This window comes from Paraburkholderia sp. RL18-101-BIB-B, from assembly GCF_046026985.1.
Lineage (GTDB): Bacteria > Pseudomonadota > Gammaproteobacteria > Burkholderiales > Burkholderiaceae > Paraburkholderia.
Map to the genome: position 1 here is coordinate 19005 of NZ_JARESV010000074.1, position 8490 is coordinate 27494.

At 63.1% G+C, this 8490-nt stretch carries 7 protein-coding genes; 1 reads left to right on the forward strand and 6 read right to left on the reverse strand.

The genetic code is table 11. The annotated features are described in order from the left end of the window. Window positions 1-6 precede the first annotated feature (6 nt). From P0D73_RS43095 to P0D73_RS43120, 6 genes are all read right to left on the reverse strand, one after another. Complete coding sequence (locus tag P0D73_RS43095) at window positions 7-882, reverse strand: branched-chain amino acid ABC transporter permease (RefSeq protein WP_132375813.1); 876 nt, start codon at window positions 880-882, stop codon at window positions 7-9. Window positions 883-1000: 118 nt separating this feature from the next. Next, a complete protein-coding gene (locus P0D73_RS43100; protein WP_342960084.1) occupies window positions 1001-2218 on the reverse strand; it encodes an ABC transporter substrate-binding protein in 1218 nt (405 codons plus the stop codon). 223 nt (window positions 2219-2441) lie between these two features. Continuing rightward, entirely contained in the window at window positions 2442-3464 is a 1023-nt protein-coding gene (galE, locus tag P0D73_RS43105) for a UDP-glucose 4-epimerase GalE (RefSeq protein WP_408283066.1), read from the reverse strand. Between the two features lie 12 nt (window positions 3465-3476). Beyond that, window positions 3477-4625, reverse strand: a complete 1149-nt coding sequence (locus P0D73_RS43110) for a glycosyltransferase family 4 protein (protein WP_342960083.1) — start codon at window positions 4623-4625, stop codon at window positions 3477-3479. Between the two features lie 39 nt (window positions 4626-4664). Next, a complete protein-coding gene (locus P0D73_RS43115) occupies window positions 4665-5495 on the reverse strand; it encodes a glycosyltransferase (RefSeq protein ID WP_408435887.1) in 831 nt (276 codons plus the stop codon). Continuing rightward, on the reverse strand, window positions 5492-6754 hold the full coding sequence (locus tag P0D73_RS43120) for an oligosaccharide flippase family protein (protein WP_408283451.1): 1263 nt from the start codon (window positions 6752-6754) through the stop codon (window positions 5492-5494). Before P0D73_RS43120 ends, P0D73_RS43115 begins: the two co-directional genes overlap by 4 nt. 292 nt (window positions 6755-7046) lie before the next feature. Here P0D73_RS43120 and P0D73_RS43125 point away from each other — a divergent pair, with 292 nt between their 5' ends. Then, entirely contained in the window at window positions 7047-8441 is a 1395-nt protein-coding gene (locus P0D73_RS43125; RefSeq protein WP_408435889.1) for a phosphomannomutase/phosphoglucomutase, read from the forward strand. The last annotated feature ends 49 nt before the right edge of the window (window positions 8442-8490 follow it).

The window sequence follows — 8490 nt, forward strand, 5'->3', positions numbered from 1 at the left end:
CGCTCCTCACACTTTCTTGATCGACGTCTTGCCGAACAGGCCGGCAGGTTTCAACGCGAGCACGATCAGCAGCAGGACGAGCCCGGGTACGTCCTTGTAACCGGTGGAGAGGTAGAAGCCGGTCGTGGTCTCCGCAATCCCGAGAATCACGCCGCCCACCACGATACCCAGCCCGCTCGACAGCCCGCCGATGATCGCCACCGCGAACGCCTTGAGCCCGAGTACCGCGCCCATCGTCGCGCCGGTGAGCGTGAGCGGCGCGATCAGCACGCCGGCAAAGGCCGCGGTCAGCGACGACAGCGCATACGAAAACGTGATGACGAGACCCGTGTTGATGCCCATCAGCGCCGCGGCATCGCGGTCGTTCGCGGTGGCCACCACCGCCTTGCCGAAGATCGTCTTGCGGTTGAAGAACTCGACCGCCAGCATCATCACGAGGGCGCCGCCGACCACCAGCAATTCCATCGGCAGCACATTGGCGCCGAACACTTTTAGCGGTGCTTCCGGCAGCGGGGAGGGGAAGCGCAGATCGTCGCGGCCCCAGAGATTCTCCGCGACGTTCTTGAAGATGATGCCGAGTGCGATGGTCGACATGATCCAGCCGAACTCGGATTTGATCTTGATCGCCGGTCGCACCCCGATCCGTTCGACGAACGCGCCCTGCAGCAGACCGAACACGCACACGAGCGGAATCATCAGCCAGTAATTGACGCCGAGCGTGACGAGCGTGAGACCAACCAGCGCGCCGAGCATCAGCGCGTCGCCCTGGCCGAAGTTCAGCGTGCCCGAGGTGGCGAATGTGAGTTGATAGCCGAATGCGATCACGGCGTAGATCATGCCGAGCGCAATGCCGCTATAGATGAGCTGTAGAAGAATGGCCATCGTCGACCGCCTTGGAGTTCACCGGATATGAAGCAAAGCCGCGCCCGCCTCAAGGCGGGTGCGGCTTCGTAGCATGCCGCCGCGCTTGCTTAGCGCTTGTTCCGCGCTTATTCCACGCTCAGTTCGCCGAGCTCGCCTGCTTGCTGCGCAACTGGCTGCCGCCTTTCTTGTCGGCTTCGTACGCATAGACCACGCGGCCGCCCTTGACCTCGCCGACCACCGGCACGTTCGGGCTGATCGCTTCGTGGTCGTCATGCGTGAACGGCTTGTCGTAGACCATCACGACGCCTTCCACCTTGGTGTTGAGGTTTTCGAGCGCGGCGCGCACTTTCGGGCCGTCGGTCGAGCCGGCCTGGGTGATCGCGGCGGCCAGCAGATAGACCGAGTCGTAACCCTGCGCGGCGGACACCGGCGAGTCGATGCGGTTGTTCTTCGGCTTGAATTCCTTCAGGTACGCTTCGATAAAGGCTTTGCGCTTCGGCGTGTTCGCTTCCTGAATGAAGGTCTGCGGCATGCGCGCGCCTTCGCCGTTGGTGCTCGCGTTGTCGATATAGTTCGCCATCGACAGGGTCCAGCTGCCGATCAGCGGCACTTTCCAGCCGAGCTTGGCCATGCCGTTGGCGATCTGCGCGAGTTCCGGTCCGATCCCGTACGTCAGCACCGCTTCCGCGCCGGCTTCTTTGGCCTTGAGCAGTTGCGCGGTCATGTCGACGTCCTTGATATTGAATTTCTCGACGGCGACGGGTTTCACGCCTTTGGCGGCGAGCGCTTTTTCGAGGTCTTCGCGGCCGAGCTGACCGTAGTTGGTCGAGTCGGCAAGAATTGCGACCTTCTTGAAGCCGCGTTTGGTCACAGCCTCTTCGACGATCATCGGCGCCTGGATGCGATCCGCGGCGGCGTTGCGGAACACGTAGTTATCCGGCTGATCGGTGAACTGCTTCGTCACGATGCTGCCTGTGGCGACGTTGTTGAACACGGGAATCTTCGCTTCCTGGAAGAAGCGCTGCGAAGCGAGCGCGACGCCGGTGTTGATGTAGCCGACCACCGCCACGACTTTTTCCTTGTTGATCAGCTCTTGCGCGATCTGCACGCCGCGTTCGTTCTTTGCTTCGTCGTCGCGTTCCACGAGCACGATCTGGCGGCCCAGCACGCCACCGGCTTTATTGATCTCCGCGGTCGCGAGGCGCACGCCGTCACGCATGCTCACGCCCATCGAAGACGAGCCACCGGTGAAAGGGCCGTCGACGCCGATCTTGATCGGATCTGCCGCATAGCTGACATTGGCGAGGGCGCAAAGGGCGAGCGCACCCACAACGCTTTTCAAGCGAATTCCCATAGCTGTCTCCGTAGCATGTCTTTTCTTGCATGCAGCCTCGATACGGGCTCATGCGCGCCGATTCACACGTTCTTAGGAAGCCTGACCGTCAATCGGTAAGTCAGTATAGAAATCGTAAAGTATTAGTAATATGCGGAATTACCCGTGTGGTGCAATCCCTCAATCGACGGCGGCGGAACCCCTGCCTGGCGGCTCCTTCGCGCCGCCGTCGACTTCATTCAACTTACGCGAATCCTTGTGGATTCGTGGATTGCCAGCGCCAGTGGTCCTCGCACATCCGCTCGATGCCGAACTGAGCGCGCCAGCCGATGATCTTCTCGGCCGCGGCCGGATCGGCGAAACACGAGGCGACGTCGCCGGGGCGGCGCGCCACGATTTCATACGGCACCGGCCGGCCGGCGGCTTTCTCGAATGCCTTGACCACATCGATCACGCTATAGCCCTGGCCGGTGCCGAGGTTCACGACGAAGCTGGCGTCGCGTTTGACCAGTGCGTCGAGCGCGGCCAGATGTCCGCGCGCCAGATCGACGACGTGGATATAGTCGCGCACGCCGGTGCCGTCGGGCGTGTCGTAGTCGCCGCCGAACACGCGCAGTTTCTCGAGCTTGCCGACCGCGACCTGCGCGACATACGGCATCAGGTTGTTCGGAATGCCGGCGGGATCTTCGCCGATCAGGCCGCTCTCGTGCGCGCCGACCGGATTGAAGTAGCGCAGCGTGGCAATGCGCCACGACGGATCGGCGAGTTCCAGATCGCGCAGCACCTGCTCGGCAATCAGCTTCGACTGGCCGTAGGGATTGGTGGCCGACAGCGGGAACGACTCGTCGATCGGCGAGCTCTTCGGCACGCCGTAGACGGTGGCCGACGAACTGAACACGAACTGCTTGACGTGACGGTCGCGCATCACGCCGAGCAAGGTTAGCAGGCTGCCGACGTTGTTGCTGTAGTACTCGATCGGCTTGGCCACCGACTCGCCAACCGCCTTCAGCGCGGCAAAGTGAATCGCGCCCGTGATCGGGTGGGCGTCGAAAATACGGTTGAGCGCCGCTTCGTCGCGCGCATCGGCTTCGTAGAAGGTCACCGCCTTGCCGGCGATCTTTTCCACGCGCCGCAGCGATTCGCGGTTGCTGTTCACGAGATTGTCGATTACCACGACGTCGTAACCGCCGTTCAGCAGTTCGACACAGGTGTGCGAGCCGATAAAGCCCGCGCCGCCCGTTACCAGAATCGTGCCCTTCGTGGTCATGCTGTTGCTCCGTTAAAGTAAAACGCCCGTCATTTTCTGCACCAGGTCCTTATACGTTTCGACGACCACGCGCTCGTCGAATTCTTCCGCGACTTTCTTCCGGCCGCGTTCTGCCATGGCCCGCCGCTCCGCGCCGCTCATGTCGAGCATGCGCGCCAGCGTGGCCGCAAGGCTTTCTGCATTGCGCACTTCGCACAGCAATCCGTTGACGCCGTCCGCCACCACCTCGCGGCAGCCCGGCACGTCGGTCGCGACGATCGGCCGGCCCATGGCCGAGGCTTCCATCAGCGTGCGCGGCACGCCTTCGCGATACGACGGCAGGACCACGCAATCCGCCTCGGCGATGAGAGGCCGCACGTCGTGCGCCTCACCAAGATACTCGATGATGCCTTCCTGCTCCCACGCCGCCACTTCCTCGCGTGTAATCGCGCTGGGATTGTCGACGCCCACCGGACCGAGCAATTGGAACCGTGCGTGCGGGTAACGTTCATGCAAACGCCGCGCGGCTTCGACATATTCGCCCACGCCCTTGTCCCACAGCAGCCGCCCGATCAGCACGAAGCGGTAATCGGTCCGCTCGGGCAACGGCGTAAAGGCGAACTGCGCGAGGTCGACGCCTTCGCCATGCAGCAACCTCGCGCGCTCAGGATGCACCAACAAATTCCGTTCGACAAACGCGGCTTGATCGTCGCGATTCAAAAACCATATTTCGCGCGGGAAACGGAACGCAAAACGATACAGTTTTTTGGCCACTTGCGCGGCGCGGCTGTGCTGGATGAACACGTAGCCCAATCCGGTTGTGACCGCAACCGACTGCACGCCCGCCAGCTTCGCGGCGATCGAACCGTAGATATTCGGCTTGATCGTGTAATGGAACACCACGTGCGGGCGGATGGTCCTGTATTGCCGGTAGAGCGCGTACAGCGTGCGCAGGTCGTCGCGTGGACTGGTACTTTTGGAGGCGACCGGCAATTCGATGCAGCGGCAGCCCATGGCCGTGAGCAGTTCGAACGTGCGGTCGCGCGGCGCGAGCACCGTCACGTCGACGCCGCGTCCAACCAGCATACGGATCAGCCCTTGCCGATAGGTATAGATTGCCCAGGCGGTGTTACAGACGAGTGTAATGCGCAACGCGGGCGTCGACTTCAAGGCAGGCTTCATGCGGGAACGAGCTCGGCGGTGAATGGGGTGGTGAATGATTTAATGGCTCGCGCGCGGCGTGAGCAGGCTGCGTTTGATCCGCTGCAGCGCGCGGTAAGGCGTCACCAGATGCAGCAGATTTTTGGCGAGGCCTAGCCAATCGTACAGATTGGCGGCGTTGAAGTAGCGCAGTTGCAGCCGCAGCGTCGAACTCACCTGGCGGCGCCGTTTGGTCGCGCTGATGCCGCTTTCGTTCAGTTCGTAGTACAGCCCGAGCTCAGGCAGGTTCGCGCAGTCGTAGCGCTCCATCAGCCGCACGAACAGATCGAGGTCCTCGGCGGAGGGGTACTCGGCGCGGTAGTTGCCGACCGCGCGAACGGCGTCGATGCGCAGCATCATCGAAGGATGCGCGAGGCATGAACGGAAGAAGCGCAAGCGACGGATCGCGTCCGGTTCGGCGGGTGGCGTCAGCATGAAGAGCGGCTTGCCTTCGCGGGTGACGACCTGCGTCCACATGCCGAGGCCGGCCACGCGTGGATGCAATTCCATGAACACGCGTTGTTTGGCGAGCCGCTGCGGCACGCTGCGGTCGCCCGCGTCGATGCGTGCCGCATAGCGAAAGCCGCGCTGCGCAAGGGCGTCGATGCCGGTTTGCAATGCGCGTTCGATCCCGCCGTTGCGCGCCATGCGCAGCACTTCGATCTTCATATTGGCGATGACCGGCGCGACGATCGGCGGCGAGCTGCCGTCATCGACGATCAACACGTGCACCGGCGCGCTTTCACTGAACGACGCGAGCGTGAGGTCGACGTCGGCTTGGCCGTTGTAGGCGGGAATCAGGACCGCGACGTCGTCGAGAGTCATTTGCGCGGTGGCGGATGCGTTCGTCATGGGCGCAATTTGAAACGAATGTAATAAAGATTAACCGACGCGGCCGCCAGATAGCCGGCCGCGAGGCCCACCAGCGCGCCGTACGCGCCAAGTCGCGCAATGGCCAGCAGATTGACTACGAACGCGACGGCCAGCGCCAGCAGCCACTTCGCGAGCAACACGAACTTGGCCTGATATTTCAGCACGATCAGATTGCCGATCGCCTCGATGCCGGCGGGTACCGACAGCCACACGGCCCAGCGGAAAATCTCGATCGCGCCTTCGAACTGCGGCCCGAACACACGGCGGATGATCAGTCCGGCGAGCAGATCCAGCACGATCGCGCCGCTCACCATCAGCGCCGCGGTCATGGCGGTGAGCCGCCACATGTTGCGGCGCAACTGGGCGGCTTCCTGCACACGATAGACGAAGGCGGGCGCAATGGTCTGCGCGAGCATCAAGGCGAGCGTGATCCAGTTTTCATTCAACTGCTGGGCGGCGGAATAGCGTCCGAGATCAGCGAATGAAATGGCCCGTTCGAGCATCAGCCGGTCCAGTTTCAGGAACAGATACATACAGATCAGGCCAAGCCAGAACACGGTGCCGGCGCTCGCGAAGTGCTTGAACAGAGAACGGTCGAGATGCCAGCCAAGCTTGCCGCCATGCCGGCGCATGTAATAGATCAGCAGGACCGCGCCGATCGCCGCCGATTCGAGCGCCCACAGCCAGCCGAAGCGCGCGGGCGTGGCCGCCGCGCGCACCAGCAGATAGACCAGAGCGGCCTTGAGCACCGCGGTGCTCATGCTGGTGAGCAACTGCGGCTTGCTGTAGGTCATGCTTTGCAGCCACGCGTTGATCACGCCGACGAACGGTTCGCGAAACAGCATGGTCACGGCGAGGCCGGCGAGCATGGCGCCGACCAGCGGCTCGAAGAAGTGCAGGGCGATGCCGAGCCAGGTCAACAGCAAGGCCGCGACCGACACGGAAATGCGCAGCGCGAAGGCGCTGCCGAGCACCGTGCCGAGCTGCGCCGGCGGCCGGTTGACGATGGTGGGCACCAGAATCTCGGCGCCGCACACCCAGGTAATGGGCGAGAGCACCAGCAGCAGCGTGTTTGCGTATTGCCATTTGCCGAACGTGTCCGGCCCGAAGTAGCGCGCCAGCATGCCGCTGATCACGATCGCCACGCCGATCTGCGTGAGCCGCTCCAGCCCGAGCCAGACGATATTCGTGAAGGCGCGCGTGACGTCCGGATTGGCGAAGCGTTTGAGCGTCAGCATCCGCTGGCCGCTCGCCGGTCCGCTTGCGCCGGGCATGCCGGCGGCGCCGTGAGCGCGAGCGGCGCGCATGACCCGAGTGGCGCAGTGCGCGCGTTTGCCCACCCAGCCGACTGTCGCGGCAACTTTACATTTGGAGGGCGTCTAAGCATTAGAATGGTGCTATAAGGCTGGTCCGAAAAGCGCAATTATAAGTTGGAACCGGATCGCTTCCGGCAAGGGCGCATCGCTGTGTTTTACCGATTCATCAGCGGTGCGCCGGTCAAAATTTTCCATTGCACGCAAGTGAGCCAACATGATCTCCAAATCTATTTTCAAGGCGTATGACATTCGCGGTGTAATCGGCAAGACGCTCGACGCCGATGCAGCGCGTTCGATCGGCCGCGCGTTTGGCAGCGAAGTGCGGGCGCAAGGCGGCGACGCCGTGGTGGTCGCGCGTGACGGTCGCCTGTCGGGCCCCGAACTGGTCCAGGCGTTGTCGGACGGCCTGCGTGCGGCCGGCGTCGACGTGGTCAACGTGGGCATGGTGCCCACGCCGGTCGGCTACTTCGCGGCCAGCGTACCGTTGCAGCTCGACGGCGGCGAGCGCCGCGTCGATTCGTGCATCGTCGTGACGGGTAGTCATAATCCGCCGGACTACAACGGCTTCAAGATGGTCCTGCGCGGCGCGGCGATTTACGGCGAACAGATTCTCGCGCTGCATCAGCGCATCGTCGACGAGAACTTCTCCGAAGGCAGCGGTACGTACACGGAGTACGACATCGCCGACGCCTATCTCGAGCGTATCGCCGGCGACATCAAGCTCGCGCGTCCCATCAAGATCGTGGTGGATACCGGCAACGGCGTGGCCGGCGGCCTCGCACCCCTGCTGTTCAAGAAGCTCGGCTGCGAACTGGTCGAACTGTTCACCGAGATCGACGGCAACTTCCCGAACCATCACCCGGACCCGGCTCACCCGGAAAACCTCCAGGACGTGATCCACGCGCTGAAGGAAACGGACGCTGAAATCGGCTTCGCGTTCGACGGCGACGGCGACCGCCTCGGTGTGGTCACCAAAGACGGCCAGATCATCTATCCGGACCGCCAACTCATGCTGTTCGCCGAAGAAGTGCTGTCGCGCAACAAGGGCGCGCAGATCATTTACGACGTGAAGTGCACGCGCAACCTCGGCAAGTGGGTGAAGGACAAGGGCGGCGAGCCGCTCATGTGGAAGACCGGCCACTCGCTCGTCAAGGCGAAGCTGCGTGAAACCGGCGCGCCGCTGGCGGGCGAAATGAGCGGCCACGTGTTCTTCAAGGACCGCTGGTACGGTTTCGACGACGGCCTGTACACGGGCGCGCGTCTGCTCGAAATCCTCACGCGTGTGGAAGACCCGAGCAAGCTGCTGAACTCGCTGCCGAACTCGAACTCCACGCCGGAACTGCAACTGAAGCTCGAAGAAGGCGAAAACTTCGAACTGATCGCGCGCCTGCAGCAAAACGCCAAGTTCACCGGCGCGGACGACGTCGTGAAGATCGACGGCCTGCGCGTCGAGTATCCGGACGGCTTCGGCCTCGCGCGTTCGTCGAACACCACGCCGGTCGTGGTGATGCGTTTCGAAGCCGATAACGACGCGGCGCTCAAGCGCATCCAGGAAGATTTCCGCCGTGTGATCATGGCGGAGAAGCCGGACGCGAAGCTGCCGTTCTAAACGCATGAGCGGCGCCGCCGGGGGGGTTGGACACCCGCCGGCCGGGCAA